General features: G+C 60.3%; 23 protein-coding genes. 5 read left to right on the forward strand and 18 right to left on the reverse strand.

The window, feature by feature from the left end:
- Positions 1-47: 47 nt before the first annotated feature.
- The 16 genes from SB822_RS35900 to SB822_RS35975 form a co-directional block, all read right to left on the reverse strand.
- Entirely contained in the window at positions 48-446 is a 399-nt protein-coding gene (locus SB822_RS35900; RefSeq protein ID WP_410856760.1) for a hypothetical protein, read from the reverse strand.
- 147 nt (positions 447-593) lie between these two features.
- Positions 594-1,559 carry a type II secretion system F family protein gene (locus tag SB822_RS35905; protein WP_410856824.1) on the reverse strand — a complete coding sequence of 322 codons (966 nt, stop codon included), beginning with the start codon at positions 1,557-1,559 and terminating at the stop codon, positions 594-596.
- A gap of 47 nt (positions 1,560-1,606) precedes the next feature.
- A complete protein-coding gene (locus tag SB822_RS35910) occupies positions 1,607-2,584 on the reverse strand; it encodes a type II secretion system F family protein (RefSeq protein WP_410856761.1) in 978 nt (325 codons plus the stop codon).
- A gap of 50 nt (positions 2,585-2,634) precedes the next feature.
- Entirely contained in the window at positions 2,635-4,002 is a 1,368-nt protein-coding gene (locus tag SB822_RS35915; RefSeq protein ID WP_410856762.1) for a CpaF family protein, read from the reverse strand.
- Positions 4,003-4,022: 20 nt separating this feature from the next.
- The gene (locus tag SB822_RS35920) at positions 4,023-5,234 is read right to left on the reverse strand and encodes a CpaE family protein (protein ID WP_410856763.1); all 1,212 of its coding nucleotides are present in this window, start codon (positions 5,232-5,234) and stop codon (positions 4,023-4,025) included.
- Between the two features lie 26 nt (positions 5,235-5,260).
- The gene (locus SB822_RS35925; RefSeq protein WP_410856764.1) at positions 5,261-5,725 is read right to left on the reverse strand and encodes a TadE/TadG family type IV pilus assembly protein; all 465 of its coding nucleotides are present in this window, start codon (positions 5,723-5,725) and stop codon (positions 5,261-5,263) included.
- Positions 5,722-6,261 (reverse strand): TadE/TadG family type IV pilus assembly protein, encoded by a 540-nt coding sequence (locus SB822_RS35930; protein WP_410856765.1) that lies wholly within the window; start codon positions 6,259-6,261, stop codon positions 5,722-5,724. Before SB822_RS35930 ends, SB822_RS35925 begins: the two co-directional genes overlap by 4 nt.
- 11 nt (positions 6,262-6,272) lie before the next feature.
- Positions 6,273-7,547, reverse strand: a complete 1,275-nt coding sequence (locus SB822_RS35935) for a TadE/TadG family type IV pilus assembly protein (RefSeq protein ID WP_410856766.1) — start codon at positions 7,545-7,547, stop codon at positions 6,273-6,275.
- 39 nt (positions 7,548-7,586) lie between these two features.
- On the reverse strand, positions 7,587-7,892 hold the full coding sequence (locus SB822_RS35940; RefSeq protein WP_410856767.1) for a hypothetical protein: 306 nt from the start codon (positions 7,890-7,892) through the stop codon (positions 7,587-7,589).
- Between the two features lie 22 nt (positions 7,893-7,914).
- Complete coding sequence (locus tag SB822_RS35945) at positions 7,915-9,903, reverse strand: pilus assembly protein N-terminal domain-containing protein (protein WP_410856768.1); 1,989 nt, start codon at positions 9,901-9,903, stop codon at positions 7,915-7,917.
- Positions 9,904-10,006: 103 nt separating this feature from the next.
- Positions 10,007-10,837, reverse strand: a complete 831-nt coding sequence (cpaB, locus tag SB822_RS35950; protein ID WP_410856769.1) for a Flp pilus assembly protein CpaB — start codon at positions 10,835-10,837, stop codon at positions 10,007-10,009.
- Positions 10,838-10,873: 36 nt separating this feature from the next.
- Positions 10,874-12,274, reverse strand: a complete 1,401-nt coding sequence (locus SB822_RS35955) for an ATP-binding protein (protein ID WP_410856825.1) — start codon at positions 12,272-12,274, stop codon at positions 10,874-10,876.
- Between the two features lie 77 nt (positions 12,275-12,351).
- Entirely contained in the window at positions 12,352-12,894 is a 543-nt protein-coding gene (locus tag SB822_RS35960; protein ID WP_410856770.1) for a prepilin peptidase, read from the reverse strand.
- A 30-nt stretch (positions 12,895-12,924) separates the two neighbouring features.
- Entirely contained in the window at positions 12,925-13,110 is a 186-nt protein-coding gene (locus SB822_RS35965; RefSeq protein ID WP_410856771.1) for a Flp family type IVb pilin, read from the reverse strand.
- A 91-nt stretch (positions 13,111-13,201) separates the two neighbouring features.
- Positions 13,202-13,372 (reverse strand): Flp family type IVb pilin, encoded by a 171-nt coding sequence (locus SB822_RS35970; protein ID WP_410856772.1) that lies wholly within the window; start codon positions 13,370-13,372, stop codon positions 13,202-13,204.
- 48 nt (positions 13,373-13,420) lie between these two features.
- Positions 13,421-13,591 carry a Flp family type IVb pilin gene (locus tag SB822_RS35975; protein ID WP_410856773.1) on the reverse strand — a complete coding sequence of 57 codons (171 nt, stop codon included), beginning with the start codon at positions 13,589-13,591 and terminating at the stop codon, positions 13,421-13,423.
- Between the two features lie 1,254 nt (positions 13,592-14,845).
- Between SB822_RS35975 and SB822_RS35980 the strand changes: the two genes are divergently transcribed.
- The 5 genes from SB822_RS35980 (at position 14,846) to SB822_RS36000 (ending at position 20,641) form a co-directional block, all read left to right on the forward strand.
- On the forward strand, positions 14,846-16,090 hold the full coding sequence (locus SB822_RS35980) for a glycosyltransferase family 87 protein (RefSeq protein ID WP_410856774.1): 1,245 nt from the start codon (positions 14,846-14,848) through the stop codon (positions 16,088-16,090).
- Positions 16,087-17,376 (forward strand): glycosyltransferase family 87 protein, encoded by a 1,290-nt coding sequence (locus SB822_RS35985; RefSeq protein ID WP_410856775.1) that lies wholly within the window; start codon positions 16,087-16,089, stop codon positions 17,374-17,376. Before SB822_RS35980 ends, SB822_RS35985 begins: the two co-directional genes overlap by 4 nt.
- A 58-nt stretch (positions 17,377-17,434) precedes the next feature.
- Positions 17,435-18,496, forward strand: a complete 1,062-nt coding sequence (locus SB822_RS35990; RefSeq protein WP_410856776.1) for a glycosyltransferase — start codon at positions 17,435-17,437, stop codon at positions 18,494-18,496.
- Between the two features lie 18 nt (positions 18,497-18,514).
- A complete protein-coding gene (locus tag SB822_RS35995) occupies positions 18,515-19,267 on the forward strand; it encodes a class I SAM-dependent methyltransferase (RefSeq protein WP_410856777.1) in 753 nt (250 codons plus the stop codon).
- A 117-nt stretch (positions 19,268-19,384) separates the two neighbouring features.
- Complete coding sequence (locus SB822_RS36000) at positions 19,385-20,641, forward strand: glycosyltransferase family 87 protein (protein WP_410856778.1); 1,257 nt, start codon at positions 19,385-19,387, stop codon at positions 20,639-20,641.
- 631 nt (positions 20,642-21,272) lie between these two features.
- Here SB822_RS36000 and SB822_RS36005 read toward each other — a convergent pair.
- Both SB822_RS36005 and SB822_RS36010 read right to left on the reverse strand, forming a co-directional pair.
- Positions 21,273-22,475, reverse strand: coding sequence for a glycosyltransferase family 87 protein (locus SB822_RS36005; RefSeq protein WP_410856779.1), 1,203 nt, complete (start codon positions 22,473-22,475; stop codon positions 21,273-21,275).
- Between the two features lie 1,979 nt (positions 22,476-24,454).
- Positions 24,455-26,029: a methyl-accepting chemotaxis protein gene (locus SB822_RS36010; RefSeq protein ID WP_410856780.1), complete on the reverse strand. Its 1,575-nt coding sequence runs from the start codon at positions 26,027-26,029 to the stop codon at positions 24,455-24,457.
- Positions 26,030-26,181: the final 152 nt, after the last annotated feature.

Raw genomic sequence — 26,181 nt, forward strand, 5'->3', positions numbered from 1 at the left:
TCGCGGACCGTTCGCGAATGAGATGTTTCTGTCGCGCATCCTGAACATCATCGTCTGATTTCTCTCACCCAACCCGTCGTCAAAAAGCCGGCCAGTTTCGTTTGATGATCCGGGCGACCAATGTCTTGCCCCGAGTCGCGCGTGAACAGGCTCACGGGCCAGCCCATCATCTTGAGATGTTGTGAGAGGGCTGGAGCTCCCACGCCGAGCATGTTCGCGAAGGTTTTCGCGCGCATCGAGCCATGCGCCTTCAGATGCTCAAGGATTGTCCAGCACGCCCGCGAAATCCGATAGCCGCTCCGGATAGCAAGGGCCTCCCTGATATGTCGCGCACTCATATGAAGCATCAGATTCAATAGCGCATGCTCGAACTCTGCAAGTTCGCTCTCAATCGCGAAAGCCCGCTTCGCCTCGCGACGTGCGCGACTACGTCTGCTTATCTGCAACGCGCCCTCCACTGAGCCTACTAATAACTATGACTTGTAACACGGACCAGCTATCCCACTCGAGACGTCGGGTACTGCGGTCACAAATCTATGTAGGGCAAATCCGGGCCACGTCAAGCTCGCGCAACAAAGCAAAACCCGTTGCCCTCAAGAACCGCTCATCGTGGGCAAAAGCACCCGGTAGATATGAATGAACGCTGGCCCAAGCAAAACAACCAACAGGGCTGGAAAGATGCAGAAGATGAGCGGGAAAAGCAGTTTCAACGCGATCTTCGCCGCGCTCTCTTCAGCTCGCATCCGACGACGGGTGCGCAGCATGTCGGATAGCACGCGCAACGAAGCACCGATGCCCGTACCGAATCGATCGGCCTGGATCAGCATCGCGCAGAACGAGTCGATGTCTTCGACTCCCGTGCGTAGTGAAAAATTTCGCAACGCCTTTTCCTTCGTAAATCCCGAACGCATTTCGAGGAGCATCAGCTCCAGTTCGCTCGCGACAACCGGGCTGCGCAACCGGATTTCGTCCGCGACCTTCATCAACGCTGCGTCGAGGCCCAGGCCAGCTTCGACACACACAGTCAGCAGATCAATCGCATCCGGGAAGTCTTCGAAGAGTGCACGCTTGCGCCAGGCGACACGCCGTGCCAGCACAATATTGGGCAGGTAATACCCGAATGCACCGAGCCCAATCAATATTGCCGACAATTCGAATGGTGTGGTTGAAAGCGAGGTACCGACGAGCCAGATCATTGCGAGCAGCGGAAGTACCACCGCCAGTACGGTCTTCGCAGCGAAATAGAGCGCTGCCGCTCCCGGTGAACGCCAGCCGGCGTTCATCAGCCGCACACGCAATGCAGAGTTTTCCCAACCCTCTTTCGGAATTGACAGCCTGGAAATCGGCTCCGATACCTCCGCCAGCTTTTCCAGCCACGCGCCAGCTTGCGACCCTGCTTCAGGCATCGACGCAGGCGCGACTGTTGCCCCGCCTGCCTGCTCAATGCGCCTGCTCATGTCCCGCGGCGAGAAAACGAGCATCATGCCAAACGCCGCAGCAAACACCAGAGCAAACAGGCCAAACAGCAGCAGCATGTGCATCGGATCAAAGTTTTCCATAGTATCTCCGTACTGGTACGCATCGATCGCTTCGACGAAGCCGGTATCTATACCCGGATGCGCACGATCCGCCGCATCCATAGGACGCCGAACAGCATGGACACGCAAATCGCCCCCACCATCTTCAGGCCTGCAGGGTCCTGCCACAGCACTTCAAGAAACGACCGGTTCATCACCATCATCACCCCGGCAGTTCCGAATGGCAGCAGTCCCAGCACCCACGCGGACATCTTGCCCTCCGCCGAAAGTACGCGAATCTTGTCAAAGAGTTTGAATCGCTCGCGGATCAACAGGCCGATGCCATCGAGCAATTCGGCGAGATTGCCCCCCGTCTCACGCTGAATCAGCACGGCAATGACGAAATATCGCAGGTCCCGGATCGGCACACGCGCTGCGAGGTTCATCAACGCGTCGTGCGTTGACACACCGTAATTGATCTCGTCGAACGTAATGCGGAATTCTCCGCTCATCGGCTCGGCGAAATCGGAACTCACCATGCCAATTGCGCCGGCGAACGCATGGCCCGAGCGCAGCGCGCGGCCCAGCATGTCGCACACATCCGGGAGTTGCCTCTCCAGCTGGCAAATACGCTTGTTGCGACGGCGCCGCACATAAAGAAACGGGAGCGCGGCAGATACAACCGCCGCGATCGCAACATACATCATGAGCACAGGCGCGAACATCCCGGCAGCCAGCACAAGCACCGGCAATGCGAGGCTCGTGCCGACCAGCTTGGCCACCGACCAGTTCAGCCCGGATTGCTGCAGTAGCAGATCAATGGCGTGTACGCGCGGCACACGCAGGAGCATCTTGTCGAGCACTTCCGATTCGCTCAACATCCGCTCTTTCAGGATCGTCAGGCGTTCCTTCTGGACCTGGCCGCCCGCTGACATCGCGCGGATACGCGATTCGAGCCGGCGTGCCGTTGGTCCGTGACGGTTGTTCCACCATTCATATGCGCCTTCGAAAGCGAGAACCACGGCAGCGAACAGCAAAATGATGAAGGCGTAGAACATCGGGGACATAAGCGTCTCCTTAAATTGCGATGAATCAGTCGCTTTGTCGTGCCTGCGAATCAGGTGGTTTCGAAGCGCCGGTTAGGATCGTAGAGCTGCTCCGGCAAGCCGACGCCGAATGCCTGAAGCCGCTCGGCGAACTTCGGCCGTACGCCCGTCGCGCAGAACCATCCGCGTATGTTGCCGTTCGCGTCAACACCACTGCGCTTGAACGTGAAGATCTCCTGCATGTTGATTACGTCCCCTTCCATGCCCGTCAATTCCTGGATGCTGATGATCTTGCGCCTGCCGTCGGTCATCCGCGTCGCCTGCACGACCACCGTGATAGCCGATGCGATCTGCTGACGCATCGTTTTTGGCGGCAGCGAGAAGCCAGACATGCTGATCATGTTTTCGAGGCGTGTGAGCGCATCGCGAGGGGTGTTCGCGTGGATGGTCGCAAGCGATCCCTCGTGACCGGTATTCATCGCATTCAGCATATCGAGCGCTTCAGCACCGCGCACTTCGCCAAGAATGATGCGATCGGGACGCATCCGCAGCGCATTGCGCACCAGCGTGCGCTGCGTGATCTCGCCGCGTCCTTCGATATTCGGCGGGCGTGTTTCGAGTCTGAGCACATGTTGCTGGCGCAACTGCAGCTCCGCAGCGTCTTCGATCGTAACAATGCGCTCCGACTCAGGAATGAAACCAGACAGGATGTTCAGCAAGGTCGTCTTGCCGCTGCCGGTGCCCCCGGACACCAGGATGTTCACCTTCGCCTTGGCCAATGCGTCAAGCAGTTCAGCCATTGGCGGCGTCAGGCTTTGCAACTGCACGAGGTCGGAGACCTGCAGCGGATTCACCGAAAAACGCCGGATTGACAGCAGCGGACCGTCTACAGCAGACGGCGGGATGATCGCGTTGACGCGTGAGCCGTCCGGCATCCGTGCGTCGACCATCGGGCTCGATTCGTCGATGCGTCGTCCAACCCGCGAGACGATCTTTTCGATCACCTTCATCAGATGCGCATTATCATGAAACGTCACGTCGGTCAGTTCCAGTCGACCACGGCGTTCCACGAAGGTCTGCCGATGCGTATTCACGAGGATGTCCGAAATTGTTGGATCACGCATCAGCGACTCCAGCGGACCGAAGCCGAACATTTCGTCGTACACGTCGATCGAAAGCTGCCTGCGTTCGATATCGTTGACGGGAAGCTTTTCTTCCTCGAGAATGCGCCCGATCAGGCCGCCGATCTCCTGCTTCACCTGATCCGTCGGCAGACGCGACAGCCGCTCCAGTTCGACGCGCTCGATCACAATCTGGTGTACGTCCTGCTTTAACTTCTGATAGGCGGCACGTACGCCGTTGCCGGACGGATGTGTCGTATCGCGGCGCTCGCCAAGCGGCTGAATGCGTTGAGCGGAAATCTGTTCACGCAGTGACATGTCAATCTCCTTGTCGGGTCTTACAGGGCTTCAAGTTTCGGCGTGGCACCGCGTCCTAGCATGCGGGCAAACAGCGAATCGCTCCGCGCACGCGCCCGGCCGCTGCCGATCGACGTCCGGCAGACAATGTTTTCCGCCAGCGTCTGCAGGTTGCGTGAAACGCCGCTGCTGCGCGCCGTCTTGATGACAGGCAGCCCCTGATCCATTGCGTCCGATACAACCTTGGTGTCCTCCGGGATAACCTGGAACGGCCGCATGCCCAGCACCTCCTCCAGGGCGGCGCGCGCACGTTCGCCATGACGCGCATACCGGTTGAGCAACAGTCGCATCTGATCGGTTGGGTAGCCAAGCGACAGGAGAATTTCCTGCAACCGTCGCCCGGCGCGCACGTGCGGCATGCTTGCCTGCAAGACAAGATGAATCTGGTCGCTGCGATCGAGCGTGAGGATCGACAGTTGATTGATGCATTGCCCGATGTCGCAAATAACGAAGTCGTAGCGGGGTACCGCGACACCCAGAATCCACTCCAGTCGTTCTTCCTTAATCTCGACTGCCTTGGTTGGATCCCCCGCGCCTGCAAGAATGTGAAAGTTATCGCTAACGTGCGTCAGACATGCGTCAAAAAACGCTGCGTCCATTCGCGCAACCTGCGAGCACATCTGTGGCAGAGTGGTGGGTGGTGTCTGATCGGTGACGAGAAACGCGGCGTCGCCAAACAGTTGATCGAGGTCGATCAGCAGCACGCGTTTTTGCTGCAGAGTCGCAATCGTGTGAGCGACATTGCTTGCGATGAAGCTTGTCCCCGCCCCTCCTTTGCACGAGATGAATGACACAACCTGAGTCTCACGCGCCCCGCGCTGCGTGCGCTGCGCTTCCACCCGCAGCAGCGCTTCTGCGAATGTACGTTTTTCGAGCGGCCAGCCGAGCACGTCGCGAATACCTGCGCGCATTGCCGCGATCAGCGTTTGCTCGGACGTTTCCGGTACCAGCAGGATGCAGGTCAGCCGCGAATGCCTGTCGCAGAGTTGCGTGATCACCGGCAACTGGGCCTGGTCAATTGACGCGGCATCGACGATCAGGACGTCGAACGCATCAAGACTGTCTCCTCGTTCGATGAGCAATGACGGATTTCCGCTCGCGCGAGTTGTCCGGTAGTTGCCGCATTCGCTGATCAGACGCATGATCTGGGCGAGCCGGGTGCCGTCTTCGGAAAGGGTGAGAATGTTGATCATGATGTTCTCGGCATGGCTGACGAAGGTTATTGACAGACGGTGCCGCCAGTGGAAGTCGCGAGGCTTTCGCGCGGCAACGTGGTGGTCAGGGGCGGCATCGTCAGGGTCACGGGCAGGAACGGAATCATTGTCCTGACGCTCACGTTGGTGACGCTCACGGTGACAAATGTGCAGGTATTGCGGGCCGTTGCCGCGTCCGAATCGCACCCGGAGGGGGTATATGCGACGGCGACATTCGATGAGCCCAGCAAGGGCAAAAGCCCCCTTATCCGGGTCTTGATGGCGGAAGCGTTGGCATCGCACACCACAGCGGTACGCGCCCCGAGACGCACCGCTTCGCTCGCCGTATTCCAGTAGTAGAGCACGCGCCCGAACTCGCAGATGCCCACGAGCAGCATGCAAAGCATGCCGGCGATCATCGAAAACTCAACGCTTGTCGTGCCACGTTGTCGGCTCGTGCGGCGCGCGGCCGCGAATGGGCGTGGATTCATGACACCTGCCTCATGACGCTGATGATGTTGCCGAACGTAAAGTTGAGGTTGAAGTACGGCGTGATCGGCTGATAGGGATAGCCAGTAACCTTCACCTCGACCAGATTGATGCTGCCCGCCGCGCTGCCGGAATTGATTACACCGTTGTCGGTGTCGTAGGTCTGCACGTTGGCGAACATTGGCGGATCGGAAGCATCGGAGCAGCCCGCCGTGTTCAACGCGTCGCATACCACCACCATGGACGTCGTCAGCCCCGGCACAAGCGGCGTACCGGAGTTGTTGGCCGGGCAGGTCGGAGTGCCATAGACGACCAGGCATTGAGCCTGCGCAAGCGGGTACGCCGGATCGTTCGGCAGATAGGTGGACAAATAGCGAGCCGCGTCGCGGGTCCCCTTCGTCAGCGCCTCGTACTGATAGATTGCATGGCCGAATTCGGCCACGCCCGCCCCCAGCAAAACGAGCGGAATCAGCATGATGGCGAACTCGATCGCGGCAACGCCGCGCATGCGCTTCAGATGGACAGCACGCCGTTTCATGGTCGTCTCCCCTATTGCAACAGCATGGGCACCTGAGGCCCGATTGAGGAGCCACTGCCCGGAACGCCCTGGGTCGCGCACGGACTGCCCGCTGCCGTCGACGATCCTCGATACTCGAGATGCACGGGGCCAGGACTCCCCCCCGATTGCATCGGATCGAGCATCAGTACGCAATCCCAGGCGAGTACGGCGGCAGAGTGACTGCCGCTGGTCGCCAGCAACTGGCTACAGTCGACTTCGGGCGCGAGCGCAAGACGCCGATCCGCGCCAGCCGCATAGTTGGTTCCTGAGGACGAACCACTCGTGTTGGAACCGTTGGGGAAAATAGCCGAGTCGCCCTGATACGGAGAGAACCTCTGGCGTTGACTCACGAAGTTTGCGTATGCGTCACGCCCTGCGGTCCAGTTCTGGGACGTGTACGCATAGCCGGTGAAATCGGGTGTCGCACTCTTATTGCCGTTACCATTCCCGCCTGTCTGCGAATACGGGTTGGCATAGATACCAAAGCGCGTGTTCCATGCATCCGTTGCCGACGTCATGTTGCCGGGCGAGCCGACGCTCGCGCCCGTCGCCGGCAGCGTGCAGTAGTTTCCCGTCAGTTCGTTCTTTACCTCGTTCGCGCTGTTGCTGCCGTCCAGTGCCGCCCAGCCAAAGTTGCCGGCGCCGAACGAGGGGGGTGAGCCCGCTTTCGACTCGATCCAGTCGCCTATGTTGTAGCTCGCGCCGCTGATTGCAGGAGAGACCTGGGTACCCGCCTTGCAGATGAAAACGGGAATCGCGCAGGTCGTTTGGGCCGATCCGACTGTCGCGACGGCCGTCGCTGACACCGACGCATTTGCAATACTGACGCCAGGCATCAGGTTGAGCACCTGCATGAACCAGTTGGGGATGTTCGTAACAGAGGTCGTGCACTTGGTGTACTTGATATTTCCAGGCGTGGTGACCGAGTTTTTCGGCAGAAACGGATTGGTGAGCGAGTCGCTGAAAGTGACGTTGTTGTTCGTCGCGAGTTGCACTGCCGTGCCCTGAAAGACCGCATAATTGAGGTGGCCGGCCGTGATGCCAGCCGCCTCGGAAACAGACAGGTTGATCGCACCCGTAAGATCACGTGCGGCTGCAAGCGCGCATGCATCTGCCGAATTCTGCAGTTCGCTCTTTGCGACATACAGCTTGCCGAGGTCGAGCGCCAGCCCGACAAATCCGATCAGCACGGCCATCATCAAAGCGACGATGATGGCAGTAGCTCCCTGCTCTCGCCGCCTCCCGATGCTTCGCATGGTTGACATGGATCCGCGATTCATGGCGCTCTCCCAAACTTGTTGACGTTATTGACCGCTGGACCCGCCGCCGCTTACACCGATCACGTACGGGTTCGTGACTGGTGCAGGCTGTCGAAACGACTTGTCGTAGCTATCCATTGCAGATGCAGCCGCTTTACCATCGACGCCGCTCACAGACGGTGCGTGCTCCGCCGCGTGCGGATCGATGATCTGGGCCTGCTTGACGGCGCGCACGGCTTCGCCAAAGTGCGCGTCCCATATTGGCGTACTGGTCATGCAGCCGCCCAGCGCGGCCAGCATCGGCGCGAGCAGCATGGCTCGACGTGCGAGGACAATTTGTGCGATTTTCATGAGGTTCCCCTTGAACTTGGCGTCAACGATCGAACGATGCGTTGGTCGGGCCGTTCTTCGCAATTTCTTGCGTGCGGTCGTGCGTTGCGCTTGAAGTGAGACCTGCCGCTGTCGCCCGCGCCGCGGCGATCCGGGCAGCGTCGCCTTCGATACGCGCGATTCGCGCATTGAGTGCTCCACTCTCCTCATGGCTCGCTGCTCGCGCATCTGGTGAAGTCGGCGGGGTCGGCTTGGCGACGGACACGGGCGTCGGCACCGGCAGCGTGGTTACAGGCTGGTCCGACTGCGAGTCGCGCGACCCGGGAGCGGCCGCAGAGGGCACCGCCGGCTGCTGTGCGGGTGCCGGTACCGGCGAAGGCGTTTGCGGCATCTCCGAAGGGTTGGCCGCCGGCTTCGTACCGGACTTGTGGGCGCCGCGACCTTCCATGTTCCCTGTCGCATAGACATCAGCTTCATTGGTTGGCGTGAAGCTATCCGTCGGCAGCGGCACACTCGCGGTCTGCAGCGGCTTCACGAGGTGAGGCGTAATGATGAAGACCAGTTCCGTCCTGTCCTGCTGGAACGACGTACTGCGCATGAGTGCGCCAAGCACAGGAATTTCACCCGCGCCCGGAAACGCCTTCAGCGCACCGGTGATGTTGTTCGTCATCAGGCCGCCGATCGCGAAGGTTTCGCCATCTGCCATCTGCACGGTCGTCGATGCGCGGCGCGTGTTGATCAGCGGCAGGATCGACACGCCGCTCACGTTGGTCGCGCTGAGCGTGACACCCGTCGGCGACAGCTCGGACACCTCGGGCGCGACCCTGAGGTTGATGTGGCCATTGGCGAGCACGGTCGGTGTGAACTTCAGCGCGACGCCGAATTCCTCTTGCTGCAACGTGATGCTCGTCGCACCCGTGCTGCTACTTTGCGGGACCGGAATATAGATCTTGCCGCCCGCGAGAAACGACGCCTCCTGCCCGCTGATCGTCACGAGATTCGGTTCAGCGAGGATCTTCACCAGATTGTCGGTATTCTGGGCATCGAGGGCGAAGTTGAGCGGACGGTTGTTCGCCTTGCTGGCCGCCAGGATGCTCGAGACACCCGCCAGCAGGTTGCTGACCAGCGCGCCCGACCAGGAGCCGAAGCCGCCTTGAATGTTGAGCGCCGCGCCCATCTGGTTGATGAGCGTCTTGGACACCTCGGCAACCTTGACTTCGAGCATCACCTGCTGCGGCGCGTCGACCGTCATCATGTTGATCACTTCAGCGGACTTGCTCGTGCTCGAGCTCTGCTGGTTTACAGGCGTGCCGCCGCCCAGGATGCCGTTTCCCGACTGGGCTTGCTGGGTGGGCTGCGCACTCGCGAAGGCCTGGGCGATCGCCATCGCTTGTTGCGCAGCCGGCGCGCTCGAAACGTGGCCAGCGAGCACGAGGTTGCCCGCAGCCGTCGACACCCTGATGCCGCGCTCTTCTGGCATCAGTTGCGCGAGCGAATTCTGCAGTCCGTTGGCGTCAATATTGACGATTACGTCGATCATCTGGCATGCGCCGCTGCGTCCTTGAACGATCATGTTGGTAGTGCCCACCGCCATGCCGACGAGGTAGAGCGTGCGCGGCGACACGAGCGTGGCTTGCACGATCGTCGGGTTGCCGAGTGTGCGGGCGCGTGCTGGTTCCACGAGTGGTACCAGTGCAGACTTGCCGACGGGCACGACGACGCTGGATTGCTCACGGATGTCGCCTGTGCAGCTCGGACCGCGCAGCGGTGCGGCGGCCGCCGCACCGGCGGCAGCGGCGGCCGCGCCAGCAGGTATGGGCGCCATGCTGACCATCATGGGTCTGGCCGTTCGGGCCATTGGCAACGGCGCACCCGATACACCTTTCGCAAGCCCCGGAGCTTCGACCGCTTCCTGTGCCATGCCGCTTTGAGCCGCAAGCAACCCAGCGCACAGCGTCGCGGCGAGCACCGTGCCGCCCAGCGAGCGGCAACGCACTTCGCAGCCGGATGAGAATCCCAGTTTTGCTTTCATTTCCTAACCCCCGTTGCCTCGATATCCATGTGCCGAGACTTTCGTTATTGCTCACCTGTCTGCAGTGGCGGCGATCTGTCTTCGCAGATGCCCACGCACCGCCCTAGAAACATTCAACGCTACCCAGGACCCCGGACAACACTCCAACGCAGTCGCGCCGCGGCGCCGGACGCGCGGCGTAATGCACGCGCACGGGACGCGCCGGCGCAGCCGCGGGAGCCGAAGCCGCCGCCGGGGTTCCCAGCAGCGTCGTCTTCGTTGCACCGCCGGTATCTGTGGTCTTCTTGTCGACCTGGTTGCGCAGTACGAGCGACAAGGTTCCGACGCTGCGCGCGAGATCGAGCTTCTCGGCCTGATCGGGCGTCACTTCCAGCGTGACCGCGTTGACGACCTTGGGCTGCGTATCGTCACGACTCACCTGCTGGGCTACCGCGAGCACCAGGATCTTTTCGAGGACGATCTTCGAGATACTTTGCTGGGCGTCGCTCTTCCCTGGTTCCTGGGTATTCACGATCACGTCCACGTAATTGCCCGGCAACGCGAAGCCCGCGACGCCGACCACGTCGTTCACGCGAACCGTGATGGCCCGATTGCCCGCGCCAATCACGGCCGACAACCCGCCCTTCGTACCCACGGGCGCCAGCTTCGCTTCGAGCACCGGCTCCCCGCGTGCGAGGCTCGTCAGCACGACGCGTCCTTCGAGCGATTTGGCATCAGTGAAGGTGCCTGGCGGAATGCTGCCCGTCGGCCAGCTGACCGTGTGGATGAGGTTCGTGTTAAGGGGCTCACCGAGACTAACGTCGCCGGCAGCCACCACGACGGGCGTGACGGCACTCGACGAGGTCTGCACCAACCAGCGTGATGCGAATACGACGGCGGCGAGGCCCGCAAGCCCGGCAACCCCCAACATGACAAAAGCGCGACCGTTTTTCATGGCGATGCTCCAGTAGGGTTTATTGAAATGCGCCGATCAGCCGGCGGCTAGCTTGCGGGCGGGTCGATCTGCAGCAGGTGGGTGAAAACTCCCCTGTTCCGGCAGGACACCAAAATAGTTGCACCACGCCTGAAGCAGACCTTCTTCGGTGACCTCATTGCTGGCGCCGCTATAGTGCATAGCCGCCCGCACCAGATCGAGCAGATCGCCTGGATAGCACGCAAGAAACGGCTTGCCGGACGGCAGATGCAGGTGGTGCACCAGGTAGTCGAAGACGATACGCGAGGCGGTAAGCCCGAGTGCGGCGCAGCGCCTGTCGAATATCGTGCGATATTCGTCAAGCGATAGCGGCCCAACATAGAGTTTGGAGCCGAGTCGGCGCAAAAACGCTTCGTCTCCGAGACGGGTCGGATCCAGATTGCTGGAGAATACCGGCCACACGTCGAACGGCACCAGGAAGCGGCTGCCCGACTGCAGTGTGAGCTGGTCGACGCCACGATCGAGCGGCATCAGCCAACGGTTAAGCAGATCTTTGGGAGCAATCCGCTGACGGCCAAGGTCGTCGACGATATAAAGCCCCATATTGGCTTTCATGTGAGGCGGCGCCTGATAAAAGCCGGCCGCGGCGTCGAACCTGAGGTCGAGTGCGTCAAGCGTCAGCTCGCCTCCTGAGATTACGACAGGCCTGCGGCAGCTACGCCAGCGTTTGTCATTACCGGGTGCCTCTTCCTCTTCGGGGACAGCCTCATGTACCAGCGGGTCCAGCAACTGAACGATTTCCCCGCCAACGTAGATGGCGTAAGGAATCGGCACGTTGCCGCGCAACAGCCGGCCAAGCCGCTCGGCCAGGAACGTCTTGCCGCTGCCCGCAGGACCGTAAAGCAGCAACGGACGTCCGGACGCGACCGCAGTGGCAGCGGCATCAAGCAACGCCGGCTCGACAAGAATGTGCTGGAAGGCGGCGTATACGTCGGCTTGCGCGATACGGATCATGCGGACCGAGTGCGTTCGCACAACCTCCTTGTAACTGTCGAATGTCACGGGCGCCGGGCCGCAGTAGCTGCAGCGCGCCATCTCTTCCAGCGCGAGCGTGCGGCCAGCCTCGGTGAGGCGGAAATGCACATCGATGTCGCTCGCGCCACGATGAGTAATCTCTGCGAGATGTTCACGTACGAGAAAGCCCAGCACGTCGTCGAGCACTGACACCGCCAGCCGATGGCGCTCCGAGAGCATTGCAAAGTCCGACTTGCCATGCATGAGCGTCGACTTCAGGACCAGCCGCGCGAGAAAGACGGCGGGCAGACCTGTCTCGGCGAGTGAACGCGGCGCCCGCAACGACACCGTCGACTGCCCCGAGTGACGCTCCCGAGACGATACGTGATCGGGCAAGCGACATACCTGTGCGCCCGGTCCAGGTTCAAAGTTCGACGCGTCCATCATGTCATCTCCGAGCCGGTGACAACCGGCGCTATACGGTTTCGACTACCCTGCTGCGGGCTCCCGGTTCCGCGCGGCTACGCTGCCGACGCGAACAACACGCCCAACGTTCCCGCCGCTATCGCCACCCCATAAGGCAGCGCTCCGACTGATTCGACCGGCATGCGATCTATCGATGCTGGTTCCCGCGTCGAGTCTTGCCACGCACCCGTCAGGTGCGCGAGATTGGCCAGCATCTGCCGCGTGCGACGGCGATACAGCACAATCCCGATCGACCAGATGCCGCCGGCGAGGAAGGTCGCCAACGCGATATAGAAGGTCATCTCCGGTCCCACCCATGCACCGATCAACATCAGCAGTTTGACGTCGCCAGCTGCCATGCCGCGCATTAGATAGAAGGGCAACAGCAGCGCGAAGCCACACGCGGCACCCATCAGCCATACGAGCCCACCCGTCAGCGGGCCATGAAGCCACCCCTGCACGAGAAGTGCCGCAGCGAGCCCAATCGCAATGATGCGATTGGGGATGCGGCGGCACGTAATGTCCGTGGAGGCCGCAATGACCACCAGAAGGACGGTGCACAACGGCACCGGATGCGGCGGCAGAGGAGGCAAAATCATGAGGTACCTCGTTATTCGTTTCGTGGATCTTCAAGACAGTGCAGATACAACCCCGTCCTCAATGCGCTGGTAGAGATCGCTCACAGAGTTCCCAAGCTCCAACACCGATGCAACAATGGCTATCGCGATCAGCGCCCCCAGCAGCGCGTACTCGATCGCGGTGACACCGTCGTCTCCCCTGATCAACGCCTTCGTTATATCGGTCAATGCGTGCATGGAAAACTCCTTCATCCTTGTCACCACACTATTGAATGCGCGGGAAATGACGGGCGCCCCGAAGGATCGGGCGCGCCCATCCGCGCGTGGCTCACAGTGCTGCAGCAATGCTGCTGAAGACTGAACTGAGGTTCGTACCGACCAACTGAACGGACGCGATGATGACGACCGCGATCAGCGCAGCAATCAGTCCGTACTCGATGGCAGTGACGCCTTTGTCTTCCTGAACGAACTGCCTGAGTTTCTTGATTAGAACTTGCACGACACCCTCCATTTTTTGGCGAACCGGCATTCCGGTTCGCCGCGAGGTTTAAAGTGACGCCGCAATGCCGCTGAAGGTTGTACTCAGGTTGGTACCAACCGCTTTCACCGCCGCGATGATGACCACCGCGATCAACGCAGCGATGAGCCCGTATTCGATGGCGGTCACGCCTTCTTCGTCGCGAACGAAACGGTTTGCTTTGGCAATGAAGTTTTTCATAACACACTCCTTTTCGGATACCTAAGTAAAATCCCTTAACCTGGATGGCTTCGGGTGGATGGGTACTACAGTTACTACAGAGAAAACGAAGATGCAGCTCTAGGTGTGCAGGACCGGCATCAGCGCACAAGCGTACAGTTGCTCGCGAGGAGCGGTCAGTGAGTCTGACTGGTGAAAGATGTGTGAGGTATGCGTGATCTCTGACACATCGAGAGCACGCCTTAGCCATAGTGTTGGCGCGCGCGCCGTCCCTATCCGCCGTTGAGGCGTCCTGTACGCGCGTTCCCGGCCACTGTCGTAGTTATCGTAGCGGTCATTCCGCTGTTCTGTTTCGAGTTTCATAGCTCCCCCGACATCTACATACATCTTGAAATCCGGCATTGCCGGTGTGTGCGTGTAAGCCGACGACTACCCACCGTTCCGTCCATGTTCGGTGCGCTCTTATGTGAGCAACATCGAGCAGGAAGAAATGTCCCCGAGGGCTGCACCGTTGCGATTCATTTGTTCGCTCTCTGGCTTCGAATCGTCCTGGTCACGTCGTCGGCTTCCGCGCAACTCATATCGCAAGAGGTGGGCCAGCGATCGGGAAATGCAGGAAAGACGGGGCTCCGGGCCAGGGTGGCCATAAGCTTGTCCGACCGGTTTTCCGCGGAATGTAACACTCTCGTTACATTCGTCCGGCTTTCATCGGATCTTAGATCCGCCTCGGAATGCCCATCTGGCGGGCCTTGCGCTGATTCTCCAAGGATTTACCCTAGTTAAAATTGCTCGACCAGACTGGAAAAAAGTGCCGAGCCAAATCACCTAAAAATGTAACAACCACGTTACATGTTCCGATCTCTCGTCAGACGTTTCTCGCCTCTTCCAGTGCCAGGCCGAGGCGGTACTGCAACGAACAAAGCGGTGGAATTGATTGACGTCAGCCCTCCTCCCATGTCCGTTCCGGGAAGAGTACGGGTCGCCAGTCGCACCACCGCAAATTGTTTCAGTCCTGCAACACGGCCGCTTGGGCGAGCGTAAAAATCCAGGAATTTGCCGCTTTCCGGGCATTGAAAGCGCCGTCCAGCGGCCTCAAGGAAAACGCTAAGTTGAAGTGATGCCCGTTTCTTCCAACAATGAAATGGCCGGTAGCGCACGGACACTGCGCCAAGGATGACGTTTCATGCGAAACGTTAGGAATCGAAATAAAGAAGAAGCAAATTGACCGGATGCCCCACGGGACCACATCCGGCTACCACGCAACACGGGGGTTGTATGCACTTTCCAATCCGGCGCGAGCGTCGCGGCGAAAACCGCGCTCGCGATTGGCTGACTGTTGACCGGCTAGTCCTTTATAGCGGCACGATGATCGTGCTGTATGTGATCTTTCTGGCCGTGTGGGCGCGGGCAAGTCACGGCTTCACCGATTCGGGATTTACCAGACCTGGGTTTGATTTCGAGATCTTCTGGTCAGCGTCGTATGCCGTGCTACATGGTATCCCGGCATCACAGATATACGACCAGTTGTCGTTCGAGCACCTTCAGCAGACACTCTTCGGCAAGGCGGGGCATGATAGCTTTACGCCATGGCTCTATCCGCCTACGTTTCTGCTGCTCGTTGTGCCGTTCGCTTTGCTACCCCTTGTCGCCACTTATTTTCTGTTTGTTGGCGCCAGCGTATTCGCCTTTACCTTGGGTGCACTGCGCCTGTCCGGACTGAATCGCGTCCTCCATGGATCACGTCTGAGCTGGCTGCTCGTCGCGGCTAGCCCGTGCGTATTCGTGCCCGCGATTTTCGGCCAGAACTCGCTCCTGACGGCGGCACTGGCCGCACTCGCCATCTACTGGATCGACAGGAATCCGGTGCGCGCGGGCTTGTGTATCGGATTACTTGCCATCAAGCCGCAAATGGCGTTGCTGTTTCCCGTCCTGCTGATCGCCGCACGGGCGTGGCGCCCATTCGTGGTGGCGGCAATTTGTGCGCCGCTGTTCTGTGGACTCAGCACGCTCATTTACGGCACGCAGTCGTTGCATGCTTTTCTGATCAACTCACGCATAGCGCGAGAAACGCTGATGGACCACAGCATGCACTACTGGCTCGCCTCACCTACTACGCTTGCCGCGTTGCGTGTCAACGGGATACCGCTCGATTTTGCATACGCAGCCCAGGCCTGTGTCGCGTTGCTCGCCACGGTCGCCGCGTATCGCGTATGGAAGAACGCGCGCGACGTTCGCGTGCGCGGCGCAACGTTCTGTGTCGCGACGTTGCTCGTCAATCCTTATGTGTGGCATTACGAGCTGGCATGGCTGGGCGTAGCGCTTGCATGCCTGACTTCGATCGGCCTTGAAAAGCGATGGCTGCGTGGCGAACAACTGGTCATCGTACTCGCATGGCTTTTGCCGGCCTACGAATTCTTCAACCGCCTGGCGGTGTTACCGCAAGTCGGCCCCATCATCCTGCTGCTGACGCTGCTGATCATCCTGCAGCGAGTGCGGATCACCTCAGAGCTGAACGCATGAACTCGATCTTTTCGCACAAGCCATCCGCGAGAGGCAGGCCGATAAGTCTCGAGCTGCCTGTTGCTCAGGCGGCGCGACGGCCACACTGGATCAACGCTACGCGGCTACGCCTTTATCCAATGGTGGCACTAACCTGTTACCTGATATTCCTTGTGATTTATGTGTATCGGGCCGTGTGGTTGCAGCGCGCTGACGTTGGCCCGCTTGCGATGGATTTCCTGCCGATCTGGAGCGCGTCTTTCCTCGCGATGCATGGGCATGCGCCCGACGCCTATAACCTGCATGCGTTGAGTGTGGTCGAATTCAACACCGTGCCGTACTCCAGCACGATAGGCGGCATTTTGCCGTGGCTTTATCCTCCCAATACCTTGCTGTTTGTGGCCCCGCTATCGCTACTGCCTTACAAGGCGGCGGCAGTGGCATTCGCGGGAGGATCGCTCGCGCTGTTCGTCCATGCCGTCCACAAGATTATGCCGGGCAGGGACACGGTTCTGATCGCGCTTGCGTTTCCGGGCGCTGCGCTCGTCATCATGGTGGGGCAAAACGGCTTGCTGACCGCTGCACTTGCCGCTTTCGGACTATTGGCGCTTCCCCGCCGTCCGCTTGTCGCAGGCTTATGTTTTGGCTTGCTGTGCATGAAGCCGCACCTGGTATTGCTGTTCCCTCTCGCCTTGCTGTGCTCCCGTTCGTGGCGCGCCCTGGTCGCATTCGCACTTACTGCAGCCATGACCCTCGTGCTGGCCGCACTTGTGTTCGGCACACAAACATATACAGCGTTCCTGCATAACACCGTCGCGGCTGCGGGTATTGTCGAGTCGGGACACGCCGTGATGGGGCTGGGTCGCATACCCACCGTGTTCGCGTTGTTCAAGCTTGCGCATGCACCGACATCACTCGCCGCCGCATCCCAAGGCATCAGTGCCTTGCTTGCTGCCGCAGCTGTTGTCTATGCGTGGCGCGACGACTGCTCGTACCCGTTGCGTGCCGCTGCACTGGTCTGCGCCAGCCTGCTCGTGAGTCCGTATCTGTATGACTATGACCTCGCCTGGTACGGCGTGGTCATCGCATGGTATTGCCGGTTTGCCACCCATCGCGGCTGGCAGCGCTGGGAGCGGGAATGGATGGTGGTGTTATGGCTGGCGCCGCTGGCGGGCCTGTTCGTGATGGTCCATCTTTCACTTCAGCTATTGCCGTTAGTATCCGCGGGGACCCTGGCGATGGTGACGCGCCGAATTGCGCTTGAACGGCGCAGTGCGCCTGTCATCCAGCGCGACGTCAACCAATGAGAAGAATCGTACACCTCACTTTATTCGAACAACGTGACCAAATACACGGGGAAACATCATGAGCACATCAGGAAACGGGCCGTTGATATCGCTAGTCGTGCCTTTTTACAATGAACGCGACGCCGTCGAACGGTTTTTTGCGGAGGTCAGCCCCGTACTCGAGTCGATTGAAGACGCGCGCTTCGAGATCGTATGTGTCAACGACGGCAGCGCCGACGGCACGCTCGACAAACTGATTGCCGCGCGCGATCAGGACACGCGGGTCCGCGTGATTGACCTCACACGCAATTTTGGCAAGGAAGCCGCGCTGACGGCCGGCATCGACGAGGCGTTCGGCGACGCCGTCATTCCGCTCGATGCCGACCTGCAAGATCCGCCCAGCCTGATTCCCGTGATGGTTGAACACTGGCGCAACGGCGCCGAGGTGGTCGCGGCCAAACGATCCAACCGCGCGTGCGACACATTTGCAAAACGCACCGCGGCTGCCATCTACTATCGGGTCCACAATGCGCTTTCGGAGGTGAAACTGCCTGAAAATGTCGGGGACTTCCGGTTGATGGACCGCCAGGTCGTCAACGCGTTGCGCAGCTTACCCGAACGCCATCGCTTCATGAAAGGGCTATTCGCCTGGGTTGGCTATCGAACGGTGATCGTCGAATATCAGCGAGAGCCACGCAGCGCCGGGAAATCGAAGTTCTCCGGATGGCGGTTGTGGAACTTCGCGCTCGAAGGCATCACCAGCTTTAGTACGGTACCGCTTCGAAGCTGGACCTACATCGGACTTGCGATCGCTACGCTAGCCTTTGCCTACGCCGGGTTCATCATCGTTCGCACGCTATGGTTCGGTAACCCGGTACCCGGCTACGCGTCGCTGCTCGCGGTCGTACTTTTCATGGGCGGTATCGAATTGATTGGCATCGGTGTGGTGGGCGAGTATATCGGCCGCATCTATCACGAATCGAAGGGCCGGCCGGTTTATCTGGTGCGGCGCCGCTACCAGACCAAGACCGAGATCAGCCCACTGCCCGTCGAGCGCGGCAACGCGCGCCTATGGGACACCTTGCCACCTGAGACGGCCCGCAGGCGTACTGCGCCGCGCGTCAGAGTCGCTGGCCGTTGAGACGTGGAGGCACGAATCATGTCCCCCGAAGCGTACCTGGAAATGGCGGAAACCGAAGCGCAACACTGGTGGTTTCGCGGTCGACGCGACGTGGTGCGTACGGTGCTGCGCCGGCTCACGTTGCCGCCCCGCGCTTGCACGCGCGTGCTCGAAATCGGCTCAGGCACGGGCGGTAACTTCGATATGCTGACCGAGTTCGGCTGCGTGAGCGGCGTCGAAATGGACAAAACCGCGCGCGACCTCGCCGCTAAGAAGACGGGCGGACGCTTCGACGTTCGCGCAGGTCGTTGTCCGGACGACCTGCCTTTCGATCGCGAGCGCTTCGATCTTATCTGCTTTTTCGATAGTCTCGAACATATTGCCGATGATGTCGGCTCGCTTGCCCGCATGCGCGATATCCTCGCGCCCGGCGGCACGGTCGTCGCGACAGTGCCCGCCTATCAATGGCTGTGGAGCGCGCACGATGTGTTTCTCCATCACCACAGGCGCTATAGCCGCAAGTCGCTGATCGCGTCCGTCAAAGCCGCGGGATATCGCGTCGAAAGCATCACATACTTCAACGCGCTGCTGCTTCCGCTCCTCATCGCCGTACGAATGATGGACCGGCAGCTTCGACGCAACAGATCGACTGGTAATGCGGTTCCCAGCAGTGCGTTGAATGAGTCGCTATACCGGATTTTCAGTGCGGAGCGCCACTGGATTTCCCGTGGCGCGCTGCCTTGCGGTGTGTCGCTGCTCGTCGTATTGAAAGCAGAGAAAGCTTCGCAATAGCGATACGCTCGGAACGCGCGTGCCGAGATGAGCAATGATAGATCCAGGAGGTAGGCATGTGCTTATGCCTATTCGCCTTCGCTATAGAAACTTCGATTGCAGACTAGAGGCATACCGATGGTGACATCGCCCGGACCTGAACTGCGCACTTGTGGCCGCTGGCTGACAAGGGATAGAGTGGTCTTCTATTCCTGCGTCTTGCTGCTGATCGATCTCAGCTTGCCATTCATCCATTTGTACGGCCGTTATTCGCTGCACAACACCCATATCGCGAATCCAGGCTGGGACTTTGCGGTGTTCTGGAGCGCGTCATATCTGACGATTCACGGTGAGGCGGCGAGCGCTTTCGACTGGGTGCAGATCGAGCAACTCGCGCGGCCGCTGCAAGGGCTGACTTTCGCCGACAGCCGCACGCCATGGGCGTATCCGCCGACCTTCCTGCTCGTTGTTTGGCCGTTCGCATACGCGTCCTTCCTGTTCTCCTATCTCGCATTTGTACTAGCTGGACTGCTCTTTGCAGCGTTTGCCTGCACCCAACTGGTCCGAAACAAACTGCCCTCTGCGTTCTGGCTTGCAGCGGCTGCGTTCCCGCCAGTCTGGATCGCAAGCGTGGCCGGACAAAATTCATTCCTGACGGCTGGACTGATGGCGCTCGGTCTGGCCTTGCTGGATCGCCGGCCCCGACTGGCGGGAGTGTGCTTCGGGCTACTTGTCATCAAGCCACAACTCGGTGTTTTGATCCCGATCGCACTGGTAGTCGGCCGACGGTGGCGTACGCTCGCGGCCGCAGCGTACACGGCATCCTTGCTTTGCCTCGCGGCAGGCGCGGTGCTGGGCGTCGACGTATATGTGAGGTTCTTCGACACAGCATCGGTCTTCAGGGAATATATCGTCGAAAGGATACCGTATTGGCCTACCGGTATGCCCACGGTGTTCGGGGCGGCGCATCGCATGGGTTTGAGCGTAGGCATTGCGTGCGTGATTCACGGTGCCGTGGCGGCGATCGCCGTGACCAGCATGTCTATCTTGTGGATTCGGCATGCGCGAGACAATCTACGCGCAGCGGCACTGGTGATCGCGAGCATGCTGTGTCAGCCGTACCTGTTGTCCTATGACTTCATATGGATGGGACTTCCGCTCCTGCTCCTATGGCAGGACGGCGCGCGCCACGGATGGCGACCGCCTGAGTTGGCTGTGGTGATCGTTGCATGGCTCTCGCCGATAGTGTTCTTCCTGCCGACTCGATGGCCGGCGGGCAACGTCATGCCCGTCGTCATGCTGGCGCTTCTCGCGGTCATCGTCATGCGCAGCAGGACCGCCGAAGCGGCATATCCCGTTGCAGTGGCAGAAGCCTGTAGCGAAAGCTACACCTGATTCCAGTTCGCACCGCAGCGTGCACCGCTCTCGCCGTCGGTCATCGTCATGCTCGTCAGTTATCTTGACGCTTTGTCGCTGTGGCCAATGTCAGGGGCGACGACACATTTGTTTCGTTCGCGCACCTCGAAGCGTGGACTGCGGCGTTGACTGCAGGCAATCCATTGTCGGTCTCGACTCCGCCAGATGACAACGGTTGTGGTATGTCAATGACGTTCTTCGATAACAAACTTCTTTAGTTTGGTCGGTGCGACGGTTGTTCGCGCGATGTGTCCGCGTGCACCGTCATAAGCGCCACTTCGGAACTCGTATTCGTCGCCTGCAATCTGTCGAGCACCACTGCGCCGCGCAACGTACCCGATGATTCCTGAGCCGCTTTGTGATATGTCGCGCATACAGCGCGAGCTTGGCGAGCAGTGTGCAAGTTAAGCAATTCATCCTTCGGCATATCGGTCGTCTTTGGCCTTCGTTCGCCGCCCGTGGATGGCTCCCCGTGGACTTTCATCCGGACGCGCGGCACGCGTACCCGCAAGGGCACACTCAGGCAGCAACCAGCTTGCAAAAAATCTGCGTACTGGCTAACGCGGTGCGGGTCAGGCATGGTTTCCGAAACGCCTGGGCTCGCGCGCTGCTACGACTGGTAAGCCGGCACAACTGCTGTCGTCGCCACATGCCGCCGCACCACGATGACAAGCAATGCAATCATCACAGCGGGGACAACGTTGAAGTACCGATGAAGATACGCGCAGAGGAGTGCTTGTGCAGGCGCGATCCATGCTGCGGCGACGACAACCCATTCAATGCGCCCCAGCGCCGACATCCTGTCGTCGCGCATGAGCAGGACAATCGGCAAGATAAGCCACGCCAGATCGTAGAACATGATGTAAGGCTGCATCAGCAACGTGGCGACAATGAGCGAGGCCGCCCGCAGTTCGAATCTGGCGCGCTGCGCCCACAGGAAAGCCATCGCAAAGGCCGCTGGCACTGCAACAACGCCGTGCAACATGTAAGAGGCATTGACGGACAAGCCAATGCTTCGGCCAAGCGCGAAGATGGTTGGCATGCCTGGCCACATCATCCTGCCACCCTGCTCCACCGCCATCCGGCTGAATTTGGGTAGAAACGTGACAAATGCATGCCATGAATCCTGTCCGAGCACCAACACGCTCGCCCCGGCGAAGGCGAGGGTGCACAGTGAGGAAACGCCGATCACCTTCCATTGCCTCCCGCAAACGAGTGCCAGGGGGAACAGAACGCCCAATTGCGGCTTGATAGCGAGCATGGCGATGCATACCCCTGCCAGACCGGCCTCAACTTCGATCATTGCCAGCGCAGCCCCGGCAGCCGCAATCGTGAACAAGGAGTTTTGCCCAAGTCCGATGGCAATGGCGACACCAGGGAACGCCAGCAGCAGAGGCAGATATGCACGGTCGAGTCTGCGACAGAAGCGGGCCAGCACGGCGCAATAGACCAGCAAACCGAGCACGGAGTAGAGAACTAGCGCAACCCCAAAGGGCAGCCGTCCTAATGGCAAGACGGCCAGCAGGAATGTCGGCGGGTACGGCCATAGCGAGTAGTCGTCAAGCCCCAACGCGAGCTCCGTCGGCAGCATCCACTGGGGTGAGAAGACCGAGGCGGCCCCGTGCTCCATGGCCACCCTTGCCGCAGACCAGAAAATCGCGAAGTCGAAGCCAACCATCGGGGATGAGTGGTCTTGCTGGATGTAGAAACGGACGATCCATACCACCAAGGCCAGCAGCTGGACTGTGAGTGCTGCTAAGGCGTAAACCGTCAGGCGGTGCACGACCGGACGCTTTTCATGCATTGACGACATGGGTTCACTCGTAAATGGCTTTTCGCGGAGTCTACTTCTTCAAATGCCGTGCGGGCATCGCCCGATGAGGGGGTGTTTTCCCTGACGGTCCCTCGCCCACGCAGTAGTCGGCGATGACCCAGAACGTTCCGTGCATTGTCTCGTGCGACGGGACAGGGACGACCCATGAGCAAGACCTGCGAAAATGCAGAAATCGTCCACCAAAGACCAACGTCAGCAGTTCGGACGGCTCATGCCCCCTGTCTGCCGTCTGGTGATGGACCCGCAACTGTCGCAATGCTGATCGCGCTCGTCAACTCCACCGGTTCCGCCTCGAGGTCGACGCCGACGCGGGAAAAGGAGCTGGGCAGCGCCGCCGACAATTTCGCTACTCTAGAGTGTATTCACACTACCTGAGCCCCTCGACGATGAGGGCGAAATTGTTGACTTCCACCGAATTCTGACCCAGTCATCACATGCGAAGCGTCCATTCCGTGATGCCCCGACGGCGAACAAGGCCGTGCACACTGCGATGACGGAACTGCGGAGCACGCACAGGGATGTGACGTTCAACAGGCTGGCGCCTTTGTCGATGCCTTGTCAGTTCCCGAAGCGCCTCACACGAATCGCGGCGCTTCCACGCGAGAGGGCGCCTAACCCGGTCCCGCAGGCGACGTCTGAAGTGTTCGAGCGCCGCTAAAGGAACTTCCATGGGAATCAGGAGTTTCGCGTTCCCGTTGCTGAGGCATACGATCTCGCGATTGTTGGCGACGAACCCACTGAATTTCATGTGTGGCCTTTTGTGAATGACGCCAGAAACTGTGGAAGAGCACAGAGCGCCCGCTTCTTTCGACATCTTTTTCTCGACGTGCCGCTCGTCACTTTTAGCGATATGGCTCCGTTACAAAACGCGCTAGCTTGCGTAGATTCAACCAACACGCACGCCGACCGGGCCTGTGATAGGCGAGGAATAAACGGTACTGAATCTCGGCGAGGACTGCACCGGCGGGTTCGGCAAATCGTCAGTGCGGGTAATGGCAACTACGTCGGCCAAGGCGCACCGGAAAATTGAGGGCTTCATAAAAGATCCATGAGGTGATTGCGTGGGTGTGTGAAGACCTGCAACCCGGACTGATGTGGTCCCGGTCAATTGCAATGGGGCAACTGCCTTCAATCACACAGTGCGCGATCTGGCCCGCACGCTCGCCGCATGAATTTGGTGTTGCGGCCAGCCTGATCTTTGCGCGGGTTCTTGCCGACGCAAATCGTCCGTCAGGCGTTCAGATGAAATGTTCGGAGTCACCTAATGAGCCAAACCGTTCACCCCGATCTTCGACCAAGCTTGGTGACCGGCAGCCCCTCTCTGCACGCTGTCCCTCCACCGACGGAGGCTTCGCTGTGCCTGATGCAATCCTACGGTATCGATGTTTTGATCGTCGGGAAGCGCATACCGAACTTCTATCCGGTAGGCGGCAACCGGCGTTACTGTGGTCGTCGATGCGGACGGAGGAAACCGTACCCACGCGTTCTCCTCAACCTCCTCGTGATCCTGCACCGGGGGGCGTTCATCCGCCCATCGCGCCACTCATCACACTTGCACCTGGACGCTGAGCACTCGTCAGTTCAAAACCGATACGATTGCCCCCCACGTGCCAATGGCAAACCATCTTTTGAGGGGAGTCAAATCCTTGCGACCTACCGAGTTCCAGCGCAGCATGAATCTCGATAGGTCGGTTGCCTGCTGCCGCGATGGTAGCGGTCCGAAGAGACCGTTCATCGACGCCCCCGCCGGTGGCCTGCGTGGCAGCCAAGCAAGCGATCCCCGTGTGTCTTTGCGGGCCACGAGTTTGTGCGTCCTTTGGGGGACCTAAAGCGACTGCGTATCCTTCCATAGCATCATATACCGACCCATTCACTATCCAATTCAGCGTGAACCTGTCGCCTCTTCTGTAGCATGGTTGGCCGCATCTTCTGAGCACATGGCTTCTTCCGCTCGATGCCTATCCGGCATCAACTGCAACCCGTGTGTCCTCCAATCGGAACACGGCCACCGCCTCGCGCAGAACGACGGCCTGCGCTTCGAGCGTTTTCGCGGCGGCCGCGGCCTGCTCGACGAGCGCCGCGTTCTGCTGTGTCACCTCGTCGATCTGGCCGATCGCCTTGTTGATCTGCTCGATGCCGTCGCTCTGTTCATGCGCGGCGCCTTCGATCTCCGACATGATGCCCGTTACCCGCTCGACGGAGGTCATCGCTTCCTGCATCGTCTTGCGCGCGTCGGCAACGAGCGTTGCGCCCTGCGCGACCTGTGCTGTCGAATCGCCGATCAGCTCGCGGATTTCCTTCGCCGCCGCGCCCGAACGCTGCGCGAGCGCGCGCACTTCAGAAGCGACGACGGCAAAGCCGCGCCCCTGCTCGCCCGCCCGCGCCGCCTCGACGGCCGCGTTCAGCGCGAGGATGTTGGTCTGAAACGCGATGCCTTCGATGATGCCGATGATCTCCCCGACCTTGCGCGACGACGCGGTGATGCCGTCCATCGTCTGCGTCACGCGCGCAACCACATCGCTGCCGCGCACGACCGTGTCCAGCGCGCCTTGCGCAAGACGGCTCGCAAGCTTCGCGTTGTCGGTGTTCTGCTTGACGGTCGCCGACAGTTCTTCCATGCTCGCCGCCGTCTCCTGAAGCGCGGCTGCCTGCTGTTCGGTACGGCTCGACAGATCCGCGTTACCGGCGGCGATTTCGTTCGCGCCGAGCGTGATCGAATGTGTGCTGCCGCGCACTTTCGACACCGTGTCGACAAGGCCGTCGCGCATCTGCGAAAGCGCCTGCAGCAACTGGCCCATCTCGTTGCGCGAGCGCACCTTGACGGATGTCGTCAGGTCGCCTTCGGCCATGCTCCGAAAGTGGCGGATCGTCTGATTCACCGGCTTCACAACAGCGGACGACAGCCCCGCGCGGGCCAGCGCGCCGACTACGACGGCGGCCACGCCGATCGCGATGAACAGGCCCGTCGAGATGTTGAAGCGCCGGCTCAACTGGCCGGCCTCGCGCTGCCGGTTGTCGGCCTGCGCGCGCTTGAGCGCGTCGATCGCCTTTGCGTAGACGCCGTAAAAGCGGTCTGCCGTCTCGCCCTGGATCGTGCGGAACGTGTTGAAGTCGTTGTCGACGAGCGCCTTGTGCTCCGGCTCGATCGCCTGATCGACGAGTGCAGCGCGCGCCTGCGCAACGGTTTGCGCGAGCTTGCCCTCTTCATCGCTGCCGAACGGTCCGGCCATGTAGACGCGGAAATCCTCGTTCGACGACTCGAGCAGCTTGTGTGCGGCGGCGAGCAGCCCGTCCGTGTCCTTGCCGACGCTGAAGAGCGTCTCGTAGCTGCCGAGCGACAGACGCACCTGCAGGAGTTTTTCCGAGCTCGACGTCAACGCGTTCATCGCCGCCGACGACTGCTGCACGTTCTGCAGGCCATCGTTGGTGAATTTCAGCGCGCCCCAACCGACGCCGATCACGATCAGGAGAAAGGCCGCGAAGATGCCGATGACGAGCGTCAGTCCTTGCCGGATGGTGATGTTCTTGAGCATGAGTGTCCGTGACGTGCTGTCGGCCACCCGGGATGGCAGCCCCATCGATGGCTATCGGCACCGCGGGACAAACGCCGAATAGGGGGAATCCATGACGTAGCATGTGGGATGGTGAGCTTGCGCGTAGCTCCCGCAGACGCGGTCTGCTCGCG

It is taken from the genome of Paraburkholderia sp. SIMBA_054, from assembly GCF_046534875.1.
In the GTDB taxonomy this organism is placed as follows: domain Bacteria; phylum Pseudomonadota; class Gammaproteobacteria; order Burkholderiales; family Burkholderiaceae; genus Paraburkholderia; species Paraburkholderia hospita.